This window comes from Nocardia sp. SSK8, from assembly GCF_037034205.1.
Classification (GTDB): domain Bacteria; phylum Actinomycetota; class Actinomycetes; order Mycobacteriales; family Mycobacteriaceae; genus Nocardia.
This window is the reverse complement of the sequence record NZ_JBAGKD010000001.1, coordinates 574,882-593,156: the sequence shown is the minus strand read 5'-3', so window position 1 is coordinate 593,156 and position 18,275 is coordinate 574,882. Positions and strand designations below refer to the sequence as shown.

Genomic DNA, 18,275 nt, shown 5'->3' with positions numbered 1-18,275 from the left:
CGGTGAGAGGAAAGGCGCCGCCGCGACAACGAGGTCGCGGCGGCTCCGATTTCCCTGCCGGTATCGCTAAGCGGCCGTGGCGAAGTCGGCCAGCAGCGACGGCACGGCGGCATCGAATCCGGCGACGTCGAGCATGCCCGCGTCGTCCGGGTCGGCGATGCTGAACTTCGTCGCCGTCATCCCGACGACCACCAGCTTGGCGCGCGGGTTCACCTCGCGGCGATAGCGCGCCAGCGCCTGGTGCGGGTGCACCGAGCCCGCCCAGGTCTCGTTGTCGGTGTACACCGAGAACACGTCGACCTCGATGCCCTTGTCCAGCGCGTGCAGGATGGGCAGCGAGCAGTCGGTACCCCCGAACGGCAGACCCGAGACGGTACGCACGGCATCGTCGAGCCGCTGCCGTGGCGAGATCGCCAGCTCGGTGAGCCCCTCGGCGCCCTGCCAGCCCTTGCCCGCCGAGGTGAACCCGACGATCTGGTGCCTAGGTTCGATACGGGCGGTGACCAGCGCGAGCGCGGCCGAGGCTTCGCGCGCGCTGAGCGGCAGGCCGGAGATCGCGCTCACCATCGAGCCGGAGACGTCCAGCGCCAGCAGGTGCCGCAGGCCCGTCGCCTCGACCGTCCCGAAGGCGGCGTAGAACGCGGCGTCGAGGGCTTCGACGACCGGGGCCGAGGGCGTCCAGGTGCCCGATCCCCGGGCCGACCGCCCACTCGCGTAGGTGCGCTGGGCGATCAGCGCCGCGACCGGGTGCACGCGGGCCTTGCGCAGCCGGTCCAGGTCGGTCAGCTGCGCGCAGACCGCCGCGGTGCGCGAGCCGAGCGGGTCGAGCAGACCCAGCCGGGTCAGGCGCGGCAGCTGACGCAGCAGCGCCGTCTGCGGAAGTCCGTTGTCCAGCAGCGCTTCCCACACCGGCGCGGAGTTCAGCGCGGCGTCGGGCAGCATCTCCCAGCTCAGCCGGTACTCGCGGACCAGCTCGGGCACCTGGGCGACCGGCGCGCTCTGGGCACGCTGGAAGCCGTCGACGAGGGCGAGCCCGTCCAGAGTCGGGGCGCGCCCGCAGATCCAGTCGAACAGGCGGCTCCGCTCGTCCTCGGTGGTCGCCGGGTGCGCCAGGCGGAGCAGGTCGCGGTGCGACCAGCCTTCCCGCTGCCGATACTTGACCACCTGGAAAGCCAGGGCGTCGACCGGCTTGTCGAGGTACCAGTTCACGACCGCCCGCTGGAGTCCACGACCCCAGCCCCGGAACTGCTCGGCGTAGCCGGCGAACAGGAACAGGTGGGTGCCGGTGCGCGCGACCAGCGGCAGCGCGGCCAGGGCGGCGCGGCGGCCGTCGAGGTCGCCGACCGAGGCGGCGGCGGCCAGGGCGAACAGGGCCGGGTTGGCGCGCGGCGCCCGGCCGGAGGTCGAGATCTCGACGATCTCGCGCACCAGGTCGGCGGTGTGCTCGCGCGCGTACCCGAGCACGAATGCGGCGTTGTCGGCGGTCAGCGTGGCGGCGCTGACGTAGTACGTTCCGGATTCCGTGCCGAGGGTCAGGAAACGGCGCAGGCGCGCCCGCGGGGTGATCTCGAAGACGAAGCCGCCCGCGTCACCGCGCACCTGCCGGGGATCGGCGGGCGAGGTCTGCGGTGTACCGCGACGAGAAATGCGCGACAGAATGTTCATTGTTCCCCCTCCGATGCGTCGACCGGCGTTGAAGTCTCGGCCCCGGAACCCACCGGGACATGGCTGCGGTAGCGAGCGGACGGACGTGTGTGTTCGGCCGAATACGGAAATCGCTTTCCGTCGCGAGAGTCGAACCCGCTCGACCCGAGGGTCTTTGCCAGATAACCGACCGAATCCGGTCCGTCCTGCTCGTCTACCGGTGCAGCGGCGCGGCGGGCGTGTGTGTCCGACCGGAAGGCGCTCTACCGGACTGAGCTACCGCCACCTCGCGATGGCGGGCAGGATTCGAACCTGCGACATCCCCGTCTGAATCGGTAACCGATCGAATCCGGTCCGCCGTGCCGACTGCTGAGGAGAACGGTACTGCGCGGCACCGATTCTGCCCACCGAATTAATTCCGGGCCTCGTCCGCGGTGGCCACCGCGACGACGATCCCCTCGACAACTGTTCTCCCCCCGAGGAGTTCACCACCGGCGAGCAGCGCCGCCGCTTCGGCCACGCTGCCCGCGCCGATCGCGCGCGCGGTCCGCGCCGATCGATGCCGGACCTCGACCGCCGCCAGCTGCGCCGGGGTGAAGGTCACCAGTTCAGCCGTCAGGATGTCGGCGGCGGCGCGGATTCCGGTGTCGTCCGCGCGCCGGTCGAGGGTGGCCAGCACGACGATCCGGGCATCGACGACCACCGCGTCGATCGCGCGGAGAATCCGGTGCGATTCGGTACCCGGCCGGAGCCCGAGACCGACCACCACGCTCTGTTGCCCCGGGACCGTCGAGCCGCTCGCCCCGACGCCGGGTGCCTGCTCGGTCACGCCGGGTTCCGGACCGGGGCCCAGGGTCGTCAACGCCGGTCGAAGCGCCGGGCGGCGTCGACGAAACGGGCGATGGCGTCGGGGTTTCCGGCCGGGTGGGTGTGCAGGTAGGAGGCGTGGACCTGGCGGACCACGGCGCCTTCGGACATCGAGCCGGGGGCACGCCAGCCCCAGGCGGCGGGCTCCGGACCGGTGCGGACCAGGCGGGTGCGGTGGAATTCGTGGCCGCGGACCCGGGCTCCGGCGCGCCAGAGGGCGGAGTCGTGCAGGGCGACGGCGTCGCGGTAGCCGAGGGTGAGGCGGGGGCCGAATTCGGCGGTGGCGTCGAGGATTCCGGCCATGGGGTGGCCGTCGAGCGAGGTGGTCAGGTAGAGCAGGCCCGCGCATTCGGCGTGGATGGGCAGGTCACGGGCGGCGGCGTCGGCGATCTCGGCGCGCAGCTGTTCGTTGGCCGAGAGCGCGCCCGCGTGTTCTTCGGGAAATCCGCCCGGGAGCACCAATCCCGCGGTGCCCGAGGGCAGTTCGTCGTGCAGGGGGTCGAAGACGGCGACCTCGGCGCCCGCGGCCAGCAGCAGTTCGCGGTGTTCGGCGTAGCCGAAGGTGAACGCGGGGCCACCGGCCATGGCGATCACCGGCTTCCCCGCGGTGTGCTCTGGCATGACGACCAGGGGCTTCGGCGCCTCGTGGAAGACGGGAGCCTCCATGGTGGCGGTCGGTGGCGCGTCCATCGCCGGGGTGCCCGCCACGACGGTGAGCGGCTTCCCCGGGTCCGCGGCCACGGGTTCGTCCGCGACGGGCGGCGGGGTGCCGATGGTGGGCGCGGTGGCTTCGGCGAGGGCGGCCAGTTCCGTCGCCGGGTCCCAGGCGGGGCCCTGGACCGAGCCACCCGCGAGGGCGACGACAGCGCCGAGGTCGACGTGGGCGGCGACGAGTTCGGTCATGGCGTCGACGGCGTCGACGGCGGCCCGGCCGTGTTCGACGGCGGGGATGAGGCCGAGGTGGCGGGAGGGGACCTCCAGTTCGGCCATGCGGGGCAGCGCCCCCAGCACAGGCAGGCCGACGCGGTCGCAGGCGGCGCGCAGGACCTGTTCGTGGCGTTCGCTGCCGACGCGGTTGAGGATCACTCCGCCAAGCCGCACCGAGGCGTCGAAGGTGGCGAAACCGTGCAGCAGGGCGGCCAGGCTCTGGGAGTGGCCGCGCGCGTCGACCACCAGCACCACCGGCGCGCCGAGCAGCCCGGCCACCTGGGCGGTGGAGCCCTCGGCCACGGCCTCGACGCGCTGTTCGTCGATGCGCCCGTCGAACAGGCCCATCACGCCCTCGACCACGGCGATATCGCAGCCGCGCGCACCGTGCCGGTACAGCGGCAGCACGCGGTCCTGCCCCACCAGCACCGGGTCGAGATTGCGGCCGGGGCGGCCCGCGGCGAGCCCGTGATAGCCGGGGTCGATGTAGTCGGGGCCGACCTTGAACGGCGCCACCCGGTGACCCGCTCGCCGCAGCGCGCCGATCAGCCCCGTGGCGAGGGTGGTCTTGCCGCTGCCCGACGCGGGAGCGGCGATCACCACGGCGGGTGCGCTCACCACAGCGTCCCATCCGCGCCGCACCGGTCGGCGAACCGCGCGGCCATGTCGGCGGGCCGCGCCGGGGCGGACCCGGCGGCGGCGGTCCGCGGCCCGGCGACGCTCACCATTCGATGCCGCGCTGGCCTTTACGGCCCGCGTCCATGGGGTGCTTGACCTTGGTCATCTCGGTGACCAGGTCGGCGGCATCAATGAGGGCCTGCGGGGCGTCGCGGCCGGTGATCACCACGTGCTGGTTGCCGGGGCGGTTCGTCAGGGTCTCGACCACCTCGTCGATATCCACCCAGCCCCATTTGAGGGGGTAGGTGAATTCGTCGAGCACGTAGAAGCGGTGCTGTTCGGCGGCGATCCGGCGGGCGATCTCCTGCCAGCCCGCCAGTGCGGCGGCGGCGTGGTCCTCCTCGGTGCCGTGCTTGCGGGTCCAGGACCAGCCCTCGCCCATCTTGTGCCACTCCACCGCGCCGCCTGCCCCGGTCTCCTCGTGCAGGGTGCCGAGGGTGCGGAAGGCGGCTTCCTCGCCGACCTTCCATTTGGCGCTCTTCACGAACTGGAAGACGGCCACGTCGAAGCCCTGGTTCCAGGCCCGCAGCGCCATCCCGAACGCGGCGGTGGACTTGCCCTTACCCGGGCCCGTGTGCACCGCAAGCACCGGCTGGTTGCGTCGCTGCCGGGTGGTCAGCCCGTCCTCGGGGACGACCTCCGGAACACCTTTGGGCACAGGGAACTCCTCTTCTCGGCGCACTGCCACGCTGCTGTCGGCCAACCGGTACCGGCTACCGATCCTGCCCTCTTTCTATCAGGGCACGACCGGTGCCCCCGCTCGCGCGCCCACCCTGTCCAGCGGGCTCAGCCCACCCCGTACGCGGTCCGGTCTCCTCAGGCCGCGCGGGGGGTGGACGCGCGCGCCGAGCCCCGGACGACGTCGGCGACGGTCTCGCCGGTGAGTTCGTCCAGGCGCAGGTAGCGGGCGCGCAGGTCGCGGGAGAGTTCAGCGGCGAGGCCGAGGCGGATCATGCCGCGTTCGCAGTCGATGACCATGGCGGTGTGGCCTTCTCCGGCGAGCAGACGGGCGGCGGCGCGGGCGCGGGGCAGCGGGTCGGTGCCGCCGGTGGCGCGGCCGTCGGTGAGCAGCACGAGCATCGGGCGGCGGCGCGGGTCGCGGACGTGTTCGCGGGCGATCACCTCGCGGGCCTTCAGCAGCCCGGCCGCGAGGGGGGTCTTGCCGCCGGTGCGCAGCCCGGCCAGGCGGCGCACGGCGATGTCGACCGAGGAGGTGGGCGGCAGCACGAGTTCGGCCTCGCTGCCGCGCACGCTGATCACGGCGACCTTGTCGCGGCGCTGGTAGGCGTCGCGCAGCAGGGTGACGATGGCGCCGGTGACGGCGGTGAGCCGGTCGCGCGCGGCCATCGAGCCGGAAGCGTCGACCACGAAGACGACCAGGTTCCCTTCGCGCCCTTCGCGATACGCGCCACGCAGATCCTCGGCCGCCAGCGCCAGCGGACCGCTGAGGCGGCCGCGCTCGAATTGCCGTGGCGCCGCGGCGAAGACGGTGCCGAGCAGGTGCAGGCCGGTCGAGGTGTCGGTGCTGGGACGGACCATCCGGCCGGTGCGGGTCTGCGCGCGCGAGCGGCGGCCGGGGGCGCCTTCGCCGATACCGGGGACCTCCCAGCGCGGGACGGCCTTGTTCACGGAACCCGGTGTGCCCGAGGTGCTTTCGGCGGCTGGCCGGGAGCCACCGCGGGGGCCGCCGCCCTGCGGGCCGTCGTCGTCGGGGCCGTCGGGACCGCCGTCGTCAGGGCCATTCGGGCCGCCGTCGTCGAGATCATCCGAGCCGCGGTCGTCCGGGCCACCCTGGGGGCCGTGGTCGTCGGTGCTGTGACCGGCCGGTCCGCCGTCGTCGGGTTGCCGAGTCGCGTCGGCCGCGCTGTTACCGCCCTGCCCGTCCGGCTGCGAGCCGTCCTGTCCGTCACGGCCCTGGGCCCCACCGGACTGCTCGCCGTCCGGACCGGTTCCATCCTGCCCCGGATCGGCGCCCTCGAGCGCGATCTCGTCGAATCCTTCGGCGGTGGCGGCGTGTTCGACCTCGTCGGCCGCCGCCTGCATCGCCTCGTCGAGCTGTTCGTCGCTGATTCCCGGCTCGTCGAACGGATCGCGGCGGCGCCGATGCGGCAGCGCCAGCTGGGCGGCCACGCGGACATCGTCCTCCGTGACGCGGTCGCGCCCCTGCCACGCGGCATGCGCGGTGGCGGTCCGGGCGACGACCAGATCGGCACGCATGCCGTCCACGTCGAAGGCCGCGCACAAGGCCGCGATCCGGCGCAGTTCGGCATTGTCGAGCCCGACCTCGGGCAGCCGGTCGCGGGCGGTCAGAATGCGTTCGGCGACAGCGCGATCGGCGTCGAGGTACCGGGCGGCGAACCCGGCCGGGTCGGCTTCGTAGTCCAGCCGCCTGCGGATCACCGCCATGCGGGTGTCGACCTCGCGGGAGGCGGCCACGTCGACGGCGAGACCGAAGCGGTCCAGCAATTGCGGGCGCAGCTCGCCCTCTTCGGGGTTCATGGTGCCGACCAGGACGAACCGCGCCGGATGCGAATGCGAGACCCCGTCGCGTTCGACATGCACCCGGCCCATGGCAGCCGCGTCGAGCAGCACGTCGACCAGGTGGTCGTGCAGCAGGTTCACCTCGTCGACGTAGAGCACGCCGTGGTGGGCCGCGGCCAGCAGACCGGGCCGGAAGGCCTGTTCGCCGTCACGCAGGACACGCTCGAGATCCAGCGAGCCGACCACGCGGTCCTCGGTGGCGCCGACCGGCAGCTCCACCAGCCGGGCGGGCCGGGCCCCGGTCTCGTCGACCACCGGCGGCAGCAGCTGCGCCAGCGCGCGCACCACGGTCGACTTGGCGGTGCCCTTCTCACCGCGCACCAGCACACCGCCGATGCCGGGGTGCACCGCCGACAAGATCAACGCCAGTTGCAGCTGTTCCTGCCCCACGACCGCGGAGAAGGGAAAGCCCGCCTCACCGACCGATCGGGCGGCAGCGTGCGGACCAGCGGCGACATCAGCGAAACCAGGCACGCCTCAACTCTAGGCCCGGCCCCGCCACGCTGTGCCGCCGGGCATCGGCCCACGATCGTCCGCTCCCCCGGCCGCCCGGCGGCGGTCGCGGTACGGACCATCGCGCCGTCAGCCTCGGCGCATGGGGGTGTGCGGGATGCCGTCGTCGAGGAATTCCGGTCCGTCGACAGCGAATCCGTAGCGGGCGTACATGTCGACCAGGTGCGATTGGGCATCCAATCGCACTGTCGCCGTGCCGGTTTCGGTGAGGGCGGCACGCATCAGCCGGGTGGTGTGGCCGAGTCCACGAGCGGACGGGGCCAGGCACACCCGGCCGATGCGGTAACCGGAATCTTCCGCGAGCAGGCGCAGGGTGCCGACGATCGCGTCGTCGTCGGCCAGCCAGAAATGCCGGGTCGAGGCCAGCAGGTCACGCCCGTCCAGTTCGGGATAGGCGCACGCCTGCTCGACGACGAAGACGTCCACGCGCAGGCGCAGCAGGGCGTAGAGGGTGGTGGCGTCGAGGTCGGCCGCCCAACGGCGGCGCAGCGTGACCGTCGACGCCACCGGCTCACACCTGGGCGTAGGTGGCGGCTTCCGGCTGCGCGGTGGCGACGGGGCCGTCCAGCTTCAGCGACTTGTTCGTCCAGTCCCAGACCTCCTGGAACAGGGCCTGGTTCTCCGACAGCTTCTGGCCCAGCGAGGGGATCAGCTGCTTCAGCTGCGGGGTCCACTCGGCGTACTCACGCGGGAAGCAGCGCTGCATGACGTCGAGCATGGCGGTGACACAGGTCGAGGCGCCCGGCGAGGCACCGAGCAGACCGGCGATGGTGCCGTCCTGGGCGGAGATGACCGCGGTGCCGAACTCGAGCACGCCGCCCGCGCCCTTCTTGCGGATGACCTGCACGCGCTGACCGGCGGTGATCAGCTCCCAGTCGCGGCCCTCGGCGCGCGGCAGGAACTCCTCGAGCACGCCGACCTTGCCGTTCTGCGACTTGAGCAGCTCGGTGATCAGGTACTTGGTCAGGCCCATCTCGGTGAGGCCGACGCCGACCAGCGAGCCGATATTGTTCGGCTTGATCGACTTGAACAGGTCGGCGTTGGAGCCGTCTTTGAGGAACTTGGGGGTCCAGCCCGCGTAGGGGCCGAACAGCAGGCCCTTCTGGCCGTTGATGACGCGGGTGTCCAGGTGCGGCACCGACATAGGCGGCGCGCCGACGGCGGCCTTGCCGTACACCTTGGCCTCGTGCGCGGCGATCAGCTCGGGGTTGGTCGAGCGCAGGAACTGGCCGGAGATCGGGAAGCCACCGAAGCCCTTGGCCTCCTTGATGCCGGACTTCTGCAGCAGCGGCAGCGCGCCACCACCGGCGCCGACGAAGACGAACTTCGCGTTGACGGTGCGCGACTTGAAGGTGCGCAGGTTGCGCACGGTGACGTTCCAGGAGCCGTCGGACTGCTTGTCCAGGTCGCGGACCTCGGTGCCGAAGGCGATCTCGCCGCCGGAGTAGCCGATGTAGGCCAGCAGCTGCTTGGTGAGCGCGCCGAAATCGATGTCGGTGCCGCCGTCGGTCCAGTTCAGCGCGATCGGGTCGGTGAAGTCACGGCCCTTGGCCATCAGCGGCAGGCGCGCGGCGAACTCGTCGGGGCGGTCGATGTACTCCATGCCGCGGAACAGCGGGTGCGGGGCCAGCGCCTCGTAGCGCTTGCGCAGGTACTCGACGTTGGCGGCGCCGTGCACGAAGCTCACGTGCGGGATGGGGTTGATGAAGCCGGACGGGTCGCCGAGGAACCCGGCGTCGACGCCGGAGGCCCAGAACTGACGCGAGACCTGGAAGCGCTCGTTGATGTCGACGGCCTTGCCGATGTCGACCGAGCCGTCGGGGTTCTGCGGGCTGTAGTTCAGCTCGCACAGCGCCGAGTGACCGGTACCGGCGTTGTTCCACGGATCGCTGCTCTCCGCGGCGGCGGCGTCGAGCCGCTCGAACACCGAGATCGACCACTCGGGCTGCAGCTGCCGCAGCAGCGCGCCCAGCGTGGCACTCATGATGCCTGCGCCGATGAGTACTACATCGGTCTTTTCAGTCTTCGCAGCGTTCGACACGGGTACTTCGACTTCCTTGTCCTTCTCAGCTACCCACCGGCGGGTGAGTCGGCTTGGGCGCGGGCGCTTCGGTTTGGGTGACGCGACTCGCGGTGAGTCGCCGGGGGGTAGGTTACCCGTCGTTCACCTAAGGCCAATTGTGCACCTCAGCCCTCCGGAGTTCTGCAACCGACCTCCCGAATGTGACGTAAACCAACGCTGCACGTCGCGACGACCGCGCGATAGATTGAGCGGTGTGACGAACGAAACCCTCGGCACCGCCGATCGGACCGACGAGCAGTGGCAATCCGACGTACTCGGCACCGGCTACCAGCAGCGCACGCTGCCGCTGGGACCCGACCCCGACGGTGAGGGCGAGGTGGTGGCCACCCTGGTGCGCTATCGACCGGCGAACGACGCCCCCGCCACGGAGCCGACGGTGCTCTATCTGCACGGCTTCACCGACTACTTCTTCCAGGAACACGTGGCCGAGCACTTCGCGGCCCGCGGCCACCGCTTCTACGCCCTGGACCTGCGCAAGTGCGGGCGCTCCCGGCGAGCCGGGCAGAGCGCGCACTTCGTCAGCGATCTGTCGCTCTACGACGCCGAACTGAACGAGGCGCTGCGGATCGCGCGCGCCGAGACCGGGCGCGATGTGCTGATCGTGGCGCATTCGACCGGTGGCCTGGTGGCGCCGCTGTGGCTGGACCGGCTGGAGGCCGCGGGCGGCTCGGCCGCGGCGGGCGTGGTCGGGGTGGTGCTCAACAGTCCCTGGTTCGATCTGCAGGGTCCGGCGTACTACCGCACCGTCGGCACGCCGATCATCAATGCCGTCGGCCGGTTGCGCGCGTTCGCCGAGCTGCCGGGCATGGGCGTGAGCACCGCCTACGGCGAGAGCCTGCACCACACCCGGGCAGGCGAGTGGGACTACGACCTGGACTGGAAGCCGCTGGCGGGCGAGCCGGTGCGGCTGGGCTGGCTGCGCGCCATCCGGCGCGGACAGGCGCGGCTGCACCAGGGGCTGGCGATCGGCGTGCCCGCGCTGATCCTGCGCTCGCGGATCAGCAAGTTCGCCCGCGCGCACAGCCCCGCTGTGGACGTGGCCGACGCGGTGCTCGACGTCAAGCAGATCCAGCGCTGGGCGGGCTGCCTGGGCGAGCGCACCACGATCATCCCGATCGACGGCGCCCGCCACGACGTGTTCCTGTCCGCGGAACCGGTGCGCGCCAACGCGTTCGCCGAAACCGACAACTGGCTCGACTGGCTGGCGACGTACCGGAAGCCCTAGCCCGCTACCAGAGGCTGGTGCGGAGCACGATCTCGGTGGCCAGCTCGTGCGCGCCTTCGGTGGCGACGTTGTCGACCTCGAGCGGGACCACCCGGAACTCGCCGTAGACGTAGCGACCGGAGGCGTCGGCGGTGGCGCGCGGCAGGCTCTTGGTCACCAGCATGGTGACCGGCAGCTCCAGCGGCGGGCAGGTGGCATCGGTCACCGCGCCCGCCGCGTCGGGCACCGCGGGATGCCCGTGATCGGCGACGACGAGGCTCATGAACCGGCCGAACCGGCCCGCGCACACCCGCCAGGCCAGCGCGGCGCCCGCGCCCCGGCCCGCGACATTGACGTACGGCAGCTCGAGCGCGTCGAGAATGGCGTGCACCCCGGCCGGATCCAGTCCGGTGACCGACTCCACGACGACGGTCTGCAGATCGGATTCGTGCAGCCGCGCGCACACCTGGTCGAACACGTCGGCAGGGTCGTCCGCGTCGGGAAGCAACAGCACATTGTGCCGCGAAGACGGGCCGTCCACCCGCACTGTCCAGGCCTGGTCACCGACCGTGATCTGCCGAGATTTCATGCCGGTGTACGGTACACGGCCGGGCTGAACACGGCAGCTCGTTCCGCTCCGCCCCGCCGGTCCGTTCCACCCCGTGTCCTGCGGTTTCCCCACCGGAGAGGCCCGAATTGACAGACCTGTCACAGCCTCGGGGCGGCGGCGGTGAGCAGAGACGGCGCACACAGCACGGACCGGCGCGCCGGACGGGTCAGGACCGCATCCGGTCGAAGCACTCCTGGGTCCATCCGGTGGTGCCGTCGGTGTAGAAGGTGGTCCCGTACTTCGTGCACACCCGGTTCGCCGCAGCGCTCGACGGTCTTGCCCGCCGCCCGGCACGCCATCGGTGCCGCCGTCGAGCTCGAACTCGGCGGTCACGCTCTGCCCGGTGCCGACAGCGCCCGGCCCGTCGACTACCGGGTCAGGCCGGAGCGGATGGTCGGCCGGACCGGCGCGCCCTGGGCGATCAGGGTGTCGAGGGCGGCGAGGTCGAGGTGGGACTCGACAAGATCCGCCAGGAGGTCGAGTTGGGCGGTGCGGGTGGCGGCGACGGAGGTGGCCGGGGACACGGTGAAGCCGGTACGGCCCGCGCGTGCGGCGACCTCGGTGAGCCAGTGGCGGCGGAACTCGTCGGATTCGAGCAGGCCGTGGACGTGGGTGCCCCAGATCGCCGCGCGCGCACTGCCTTCGGGCTCGCCGTCGATGGTGAGCCAGGCAGGGTCGCCGGTGCGCCGGACACGGCCGTGGTGAATCTCGTAGCCGTGGACGGGGATCTCGCCCGCGTGCCCGGTGACCTGGCGGGCGATCTTGGGGTCGGCGAATTCGATGTCCAGATCGAGGAGGCCGAGGCCGTCCGCGATCCACGGGTGCCCGGCGGAGGCACCGTCGCGGTGGGGTGCGTCGAGGAACTGCCGATCCTGCGGCGGCGTGCCGTCGGCCGCGGCCCCCATGGCGGCGCTGGGCCGTGCGGCGGAGTACTCGATGCCGTCGACAATGCGGCGGCCGAGCATCTGGTAGCCGCCGCAGATACCCAGGATCGGTCGCCCGGTGGCGGCGCGGGCGTGCAGGGCCGCATCGATTCCTTTGGCGCGCAACCATTCCAGGTCCGAGATCGTGGCTTTGGAGCCGGGGAGGACGACCAGGTCGGCGGTGGTGAGCTGGTCGGGGCCGTCGGCCCAGCGGACGGCGACGCCGGGTTCGCAGGCGAGGGCTTCGATGTCGGTGGAGTTGGAGATGCGGGGCAGGCGGACGGCGGCCACGGTGAGCCATTCGCTGCCGTGCGGGGGGCCGGGGCGGCCGACGGGGGTGCCCGCGACGGTGCCGAGGGAGTCTTCGGCGTCGAGCCAGAGGTCATCGGCGAAGGGCAGGACGCCGAGGGTGGGGCGGCCGGTGCGGGCGGCGAGCTGGTCGAGGCCGGGTTGCAGCAGGGCGACATCACCGCGGAACTTGTTGACGATGAAGCCCGAAATGAGCTGCTGGTCTTCGGGTTCCAGCACGGCGACCGTGCCGAACAGGTGTGCCAGCACTCCCCCACGATCGATATCGCCGACAACGAGAACGGGCAGATCCGCCGCCCGCGCCAGACCCATGTTCGCCAGATCCGTTGCCCGCAGGTTGATCTCGGCGGGCGACCCGGCACCCTCACAGATCACCACATCGAATTCGGCGCGCAGCGAGGCGAGTTCGGCCGCGACCACCTCGCGCAACTGCTGCCGCCGGGTGAAATAGTCACGCGCCCCGACGGTTCCGACCGCCTTGCCCCGGACCACCAGCTGCGAACGCCGATCGCTACCGGGCTTGAGCAGCACCGGGTTGAACCGCACGCTCGGCTCGAGCCCACAGGCTCGCGCTTGGAGAGCCTGCGCGCGGCCGATCTCCCCGCCGTCGAGGGTGACGACGGAGTTGTTGGACATGTTCTGCGCCTTGAACGGCGCCACCCGTACTCCGCGCCGCGCCAGCATCCGGCAGATTCCGGCCACGACAACGCTTTTCCCGGCGTCGGAGGTGGTGCCCGCGATCAGCAGCGCACCGCGCAACGCGGCCCCGCTCACGGCAGGGTGAGGATTTCCGCGCCCGTCTCGGTGACCACCAGGGTGTGCTCGAACTGGGCGGTCCACTTGCGGTCCTTGGTGACCACGGTCCAGCCGTCGTCCCAGATGTCGTAGTCGATGCCGCCGAGGTTGATCATCGGCTCGATGGTGAAGGTCATGCCCGGCTCGATGACGGACTCGATGTTCGGCTGGTCGTAGTGCAGGATCACCAGGCCGCTGTGGAAGGTGGGGCCCACACCGTGGCCGGTGAAGTCGCGGACCACGCCGTAGCCGAAGCGGTTGGCGTAGGCCTCGATGACCCGGCCGATCACATTGAGCGCCCGGCCCGGCTTGACCGCCTTGATGGCCCGGTTGGTGGCCTCCTCGGTGCGCTCAACCAGCAGGCGCACCTCCTCGTCGACATCACCGGCCAGGAAGGTGCGGTTGGTGTCGCCGTGCACGCCGTGGATGTAGGCGGTGACGTCGATATTGACGATGTCGCCGTCCTGGATCACCGTCGAGTCGGGGATGCCGTGGCAGATGACCTCGTTGAGCGAGGTGCAGCAGGACTTGGGGAAGCCCTTGTAACCGAGGGTGGAGGGGTAGGCGCCGTGGTCGCACATGTACTCGTGCGCGATGCGGTCGAGTTCGTCGGTGGTGACGCCGGGCGCCACCGCCTTGCCCGCCTCGTCCAGCGCCTGGGCCGCGATCTTGCCCGCGATCCGCATCTTCTCGATGGTCTCGGCCGTCTGCACCCAGGGCTCGTGCCCCTCGTTGGCGGTCTTCTTCCCCACGTATTCGGGACGCTCGATGGAACGCGGGACATCCCGGATCGGCGACTGGGTGCCGGGAACGAGTGGCTGACGGGTGCGCACGGACATGAGGCGAGTCTAGCTACGCGGGTTCCAAACGGACCACGATGCCCTTGGAGGTGGGCGTATTGCTGATGTCGGCGACGCTGTCGAGGGGCACCAGCACATTGGTCTCCGGGTAGTAGGCGGCCGCCGAACCACGGCTGGCCGGGTAGCCGACGACGGTGAAGCCCTCGGCGCGTCGTTCGGTGCCGTCGTGCCACACGCTCACGATGTCGACGGTGGCGCCGTCGGCGAGATCGCGTTCGGCCAGGTCATCGGGATTGACCAGGACCACCCGGCGGGCGTGGTGGATGCCCCGGTAGCGGTCGTTGTTGGCGTACGGGATGGTGTTCCACTGGTCGTGCGAGCGCAGCGACTGCAACAGCAGGTAGCCCGGCGGCACGGCGAGCTCGGTGAAGTCGTTGCGGGTGAACCGGGCCTTGCCGGTGGCGGTCCGGTAGACACCCTCGTTGACCGGGTTGACCAGCCGCAACCCACCCGGCCGCGCGACCCGGGCGTTGAAGTCGGCGAAGCCGGGCACCACGCGCGCGATGCGGTCGCGGATGGTGCCGTAGTCGGCGACGAACTCCTCCCACGGGATGGCCCCGCCCGGCCCGAGGGTGCGCCGGGCCAGCCCGGCGATGATGGCGACCTCGCTGAGCAGGCCGGGCGCGGCGGGATCTAGGCGGCCGCGCGAGGCGTGCACCTCGCTCATCGAGTCCTCGACGGTGACGAACTGCTCGCCGCCCGCCTGGATGTCGCGATCGCTGCGGCCCAGGGTGGGCAGGATCAGCGCGGTCTCGCCGCAGATCGTGTGCGAGCGGTTGAGTTTGGTGGAGATCTGCACGGTCAGCGAGCACTGGCGCAGCGCCGCCTCGGTGACCGTGCTGTCGGGGGTGGCGCGCGCGAAATTGCCCGCGACACCGACGAAGACCCGCGCGGCGCCGTCGCGCATGGCGCGGATGGCGCCGACCGAATCCAGGCCGTGCGCCGACGGCGGCGTGAACCCGAACTCGGCTTCGAGCGCGTCCAGGAAGGACTGCGGCATGCGCTCCCAGATGCCCATGGTGCGGTCGCCTTGGACATTGCTGTGGCCGCGCACCGGGCACACGCCCGCGCCCGGACGGCCGAGATTGCCGCGCAGCAGCAGGAAGTCGACGATCTCGCGAATGGTCGGCACGCCGTGTTTGTGCTGGGTGAGGCCCATCGCCCAGCAGACGATGATCTTCTCGCTCGCCAGCACCCGCCGGTGCACCCGTTCGATCTCCGCGCGGCGCAGCCCGGTCGCGCGCAGGGCGTCGTCCCAGCCGATGGTCCTGGCGTGTGCGGCGAATTCGGCGAAGCCGCTGGTGTGCGCGTCGATGAAGGCGTGGTCGAGCACGGTGCCGGGGGCGGCGTCCTCGGCCTCCAGCAGCAGCCGGTTGAGCAGCTGGAACAGCGCGAGGTCGCCACCGGGTTTGATCTGCAGGAATTCGTCGGCGATGGCGGTGCCGCGCCCGATCACCCCGCGCGGCACCTGCGGGTTCTTGAACCGCAGCAGCCCGGCCTCGGGCAGCGGGTTGACCGCCACGATCGCGCCGCCGTTGCGCTTGGTCTGTTCCAGCGCCGAGAGCATGCGCGGATGGTTGGTGCCGGGGTTCTGGCCGACGACGAAGATCAGGTCGGCCTGGTAGATGTCGTCGAGCGAGACGCTGCCCTTGCCGACGCCGAGGGTCTCGTTCAGTGCCGATCCACTGGACTCGTGGCACATGTTGGAGCAGTCGGGCAGATTGTTGGTGCCGTAGGCGCGGGCGAACAGCTGCAGCAGGAAGGCGGCCTCGTTGCCGACCCGGCCGGAGGTGTAGAACAGCGCCTGGTCGGGCGAGTCGAGGCCGCGCAGTTCGGTGGCGATCAGGTCGAGCGCGTCGTCCCAGCCGAGCGGCTCGTAGTGGGTGGCGCCGGGGCGTTTGACCATCGGCTCGGTGAGTCTGCCCTGCTGGTTGAGCCAGTAGTCGGACCTGGTGTCGAGTTCGGCGACGGGGTGGGTGGCGAAGAACTCGCGGGTGACGCGGCGGGTGGTGGCCTCGTCGGCGATGTGCTTGGCGCCGTTCTCGCAGTACTCGTTCTTGTGCCGGTGCTTCGGCTCGGGCCAGGCGCAGCCGGGGCAGTCGAAACCCTCGGTCTGGTTGATGTTGAGCAGGGTCAGCGCGGTGCGCGTGGGCGAGGTCTGCGCGAAGGAGTACTCGAGGGCGTGCACGACGCCGGGGACTCCGGCCGCCCAAGTCTTGGGTGACGTGACCGACAGGTCGTCCTGCGGGTCCTCGATCGTGGTCATGACCGCCTCGCTTCTCGTGGGCACCTCGCCCCAGGCTCGCCGACGATCGGCACCGCTGTCAACGCGTGATCTCACACCCGGGATCGCCCGCGCGGGTGAGGACGGCGTCCGCGCCGACCGGCCACCCTGATCAGCATGACGACACTCCCCGCCACCACCGCCCTCGCCGAGATCGCCCAGCAGCTCACCGGCGGCGGGCGCGGCGTCCTCGCCGCCGACGAGTCGATCAAGACCATGTCCGCCCGGCTCGAGCAGGCCGGGGTGCCCGCGAGCGCGCCCGCCCGGCGCGACTACCGCGAGCTGCTGCTCACCGCCGACGGCCTGCACCGGTGGGTCAGCGGGATCATCCTGTGCGACGAGACCTTCGGCCAGTTCCTCGCCGACGGCCGCGGCTTCCCGGCGGCGGCACGCGAGCTCGGCATCCTGCCCGGCATCAAGGTCGACACCGGCACCACGCCCCTGCCCGGCCAGGGCGGCGCGCTGATCACCGAGGGCCTCGACGGCCTGGGTGCCCGGCTGGCGTCGTACGCCGAGCGCGGCGCGGCCTTCGCCAAGTGGCGCGCGGTGTTCGACGTCGGCACGATCACCCCCGCCTCGGCCCGGGCCAACGGGCACGCGCTGGCGCGCTACGCGGCGCTGTGTCAGCAGCACGGGGTCGTGCCGATCGTCGAACCGGAGGTGCTGTGCACCGGCGACCACGAGCTGGCCGACGCCGAGCGGGCGACCCGGCTCGCGGTGGGCGCGCTGTTCGCCGAGCTGGCCGAGGCCGGGGTGGATCCGGCGGGGCTGGTACTCAAACCGAATTTCGTCACGCCCGGTCTGGACGCCGATCCCGCGCCCGCCGCCGCGGTCGCGGCCCGGACCTGCGCGGTGCTACGCGATACCGTCCCCGCCGCTGTCCCCGGGATCGCGTTCCTGTCCGGTGGGCAGCCGACCGGCCGGGTCTGTGAGTACCTCGCCGCGCTCGAAGCCCGGCCCGACCGGCTCTGGGCGGTGACCTTCTCCTTCGGTCGCGCCTTGGTCAGCGCCGCGCTGCGCACCTGGGCCGGGGACCCGGCCGAGGTCGGCGCGGCCCAGCGGGTCCTGCTCGACAACTGCCGCACCGCCGCGGCGGCGACCCGCTGACCCGCCCACCGGAAGTTCCACCAGCACCGTCGTCCCCCGGCCCGCCAGCGATTCCACCCGCAGCGACGCCTCGATGATGGCGCAGCGTTCGGCGATCGAGCTCAGCCCGAAGTGCTGTTCGCCGTGGGCCCGGGCGGCCCGGCGGGCGGCCGGGTCGAAGCCGATGCCGTCGTCGGAACAGCCGAAGACCACCGAGTCGCCGACGCGGCGCAGCGAGAGCACGATCCGGTGGGCCCGCGCGTGTTCGACGGCATTGGCCAGGGCTTCCTGGGCGATCCGGTACAGGGCGGCGGCCGCGTGATCGGCGAGGTCGCCGACGGCGGCGGCCGGGTCGACCAGGAATTCGATCGGCGGGGTGGCGGTGTCCTTGCTCGCCGTGCGCACCAGCGATTCGATGGCGGCGACCAGGCCGAGGTCGTCGAGGACCAGGCTGTGCAGGCCCGAGATCGCGGCCCTGGTCTGGTGATAGGCGACATCGGCCAGTTCGCGGGCGCTCACCAGTTCGGCGCGGGCGCGGCGCAGAGCGCGGGCCCCGGCGGCGTCGGTGCTGTGGCGCGCGGCCAGTTCGGTGACGGTGAGGTCGGCGGCGGAGAGGTGGAAGGCCATCGACGCCAGGGCGGTGGTGACCCCGTCGTGCAGGTCGAAGGCGATGCGGCGGCGCTCGGCCTCCTGCGCGGAGACCGCCTGCTCGACCAGCCGGTCGCGTTCGGTGCGGTGCCGGTTGACCGTGCGCCAGAGCCGCTGGGCGTGCAACCACAGACCGAGCACGGCCGCGCCGGGTCGCGCGCGGGCCAGGTCGGCCGGTCCGAAGGGATCGGCCGGGTCGCGGTGCAGGGCGAGCACGCCGACCACTTCCTCGGCCAAGCCGGGCAGTGGCAGGCACATCCGGGTGATGGTCTGTTCCGGTTCCAGGCACAGGAGCTTGCGGTG

13 protein-coding genes and 1 pseudogene are annotated in these 18,275 nt (G+C 71.7%); 2 read left to right on the top strand and 12 right to left on the bottom strand.

Annotation, left to right across the window (positions count from 1 at the left end):
- Nucleotides 1–66: 66 nt before the first annotated feature.
- From WA675_RS02700 to mqo, 7 genes are all read right to left on the bottom strand, one after another.
- A complete protein-coding gene (locus tag WA675_RS02700) occupies nucleotides 67–1,665 on the bottom strand; it encodes a TROVE domain-containing protein (protein ID WP_336081560.1) in 1,599 nt (532 codons plus the stop codon).
- Nucleotides 1,666–2,056: 391 nt separating this feature from the next.
- Nucleotides 2,057–2,473: a cobalamin biosynthesis protein gene (locus WA675_RS02695; RefSeq protein WP_336081559.1), complete on the bottom strand. Its 417-nt coding sequence runs from the start codon at nucleotides 2,471–2,473 to the stop codon at nucleotides 2,057–2,059.
- A gap of 29 nt (nucleotides 2,474–2,502) precedes the next feature.
- The gene (locus tag WA675_RS02690) at nucleotides 2,503–4,056 is read right to left on the bottom strand and encodes a cobyrinate a,c-diamide synthase (RefSeq protein WP_336081557.1); all 1,554 of its coding nucleotides are present in this window, start codon (nucleotides 4,054–4,056) and stop codon (nucleotides 2,503–2,505) included.
- A gap of 103 nt (nucleotides 4,057–4,159) precedes the next feature.
- Nucleotides 4,160–4,774 carry a cob(I)yrinic acid a,c-diamide adenosyltransferase gene (cobO, locus tag WA675_RS02685; RefSeq protein ID WP_336081556.1) on the bottom strand — a complete coding sequence of 205 codons (615 nt, stop codon included), beginning with the start codon at nucleotides 4,772–4,774 and terminating at the stop codon, nucleotides 4,160–4,162.
- A 158-nt stretch (nucleotides 4,775–4,932) separates the two neighbouring features.
- On the bottom strand, nucleotides 4,933–7,131 hold the full coding sequence (locus WA675_RS02680; RefSeq protein WP_336081554.1) for a magnesium chelatase subunit D family protein: 2,199 nt from the start codon (nucleotides 7,129–7,131) through the stop codon (nucleotides 4,933–4,935).
- A 108-nt stretch (nucleotides 7,132–7,239) separates the two neighbouring features.
- Nucleotides 7,240–7,677 (bottom strand): GNAT family N-acetyltransferase, encoded by a 438-nt coding sequence (locus WA675_RS02675; protein ID WP_336081552.1) that lies wholly within the window; start codon nucleotides 7,675–7,677, stop codon nucleotides 7,240–7,242.
- Between the two features lie 4 nt (nucleotides 7,678–7,681).
- Nucleotides 7,682–9,211, bottom strand: a complete 1,530-nt coding sequence (gene mqo / locus WA675_RS02670; protein ID WP_336081550.1) for a malate dehydrogenase (quinone) — start codon at nucleotides 9,209–9,211, stop codon at nucleotides 7,682–7,684.
- 235 nt (nucleotides 9,212–9,446) lie between these two features.
- On the opposite strand from mqo, the gene WA675_RS02665 reads away from it, so the two are divergent.
- Nucleotides 9,447–10,478, top strand: a complete 1,032-nt coding sequence (locus WA675_RS02665) for an alpha/beta hydrolase (RefSeq protein WP_336081548.1) — start codon at nucleotides 9,447–9,449, stop codon at nucleotides 10,476–10,478.
- Between the two features lie 4 nt (nucleotides 10,479–10,482).
- On the opposite strand, the gene WA675_RS02660 is transcribed toward WA675_RS02665, so the two are convergent.
- From WA675_RS02660 to WA675_RS02645, 4 genes are all read right to left on the bottom strand, one after another.
- Nucleotides 10,483–11,046 carry an alpha/beta hydrolase gene (locus WA675_RS02660; RefSeq protein WP_336081547.1) on the bottom strand — a complete coding sequence of 188 codons (564 nt, stop codon included), beginning with the start codon at nucleotides 11,044–11,046 and terminating at the stop codon, nucleotides 10,483–10,485.
- 389 nt (nucleotides 11,047–11,435) lie between these two features.
- The gene (locus WA675_RS02655; protein ID WP_336081545.1) at nucleotides 11,436–13,073 is read right to left on the bottom strand and encodes a cobyric acid synthase; all 1,638 of its coding nucleotides are present in this window, start codon (nucleotides 13,071–13,073) and stop codon (nucleotides 11,436–11,438) included.
- Nucleotides 13,070–13,933 (bottom strand): type I methionyl aminopeptidase, encoded by an 864-nt coding sequence (map, locus tag WA675_RS02650; RefSeq protein WP_336081543.1) that lies wholly within the window; start codon nucleotides 13,931–13,933, stop codon nucleotides 13,070–13,072. Before map ends, WA675_RS02655 begins: the two co-directional genes overlap by 4 nt.
- 13 nt (nucleotides 13,934–13,946) lie before the next feature.
- On the bottom strand, nucleotides 13,947–16,220 hold the full coding sequence (locus WA675_RS02645; RefSeq protein WP_336081542.1) for an FdhF/YdeP family oxidoreductase: 2,274 nt from the start codon (nucleotides 16,218–16,220) through the stop codon (nucleotides 13,947–13,949).
- A gap of 135 nt (nucleotides 16,221–16,355) precedes the next feature.
- Here WA675_RS02645 and WA675_RS02640 point away from each other — a divergent pair, with 135 nt between their 5' ends.
- Nucleotides 16,356–17,345 carry a class I fructose-bisphosphate aldolase gene (locus WA675_RS02640; RefSeq protein ID WP_336081541.1) on the top strand — a complete coding sequence of 330 codons (990 nt, stop codon included), beginning with the start codon at nucleotides 16,356–16,358 and terminating at the stop codon, nucleotides 17,343–17,345.
- A gap of 18 nt (nucleotides 17,346–17,363) precedes the next feature.
- Here the strand turns inward: WA675_RS02640 and WA675_RS02635 are convergent.
- Nucleotides 17,364–18,230: pseudogene (locus WA675_RS02635) on the bottom strand (sensor histidine kinase); the annotation flags it as partial.
- Nucleotides 18,231–18,275: the final 45 nt, after the last annotated feature.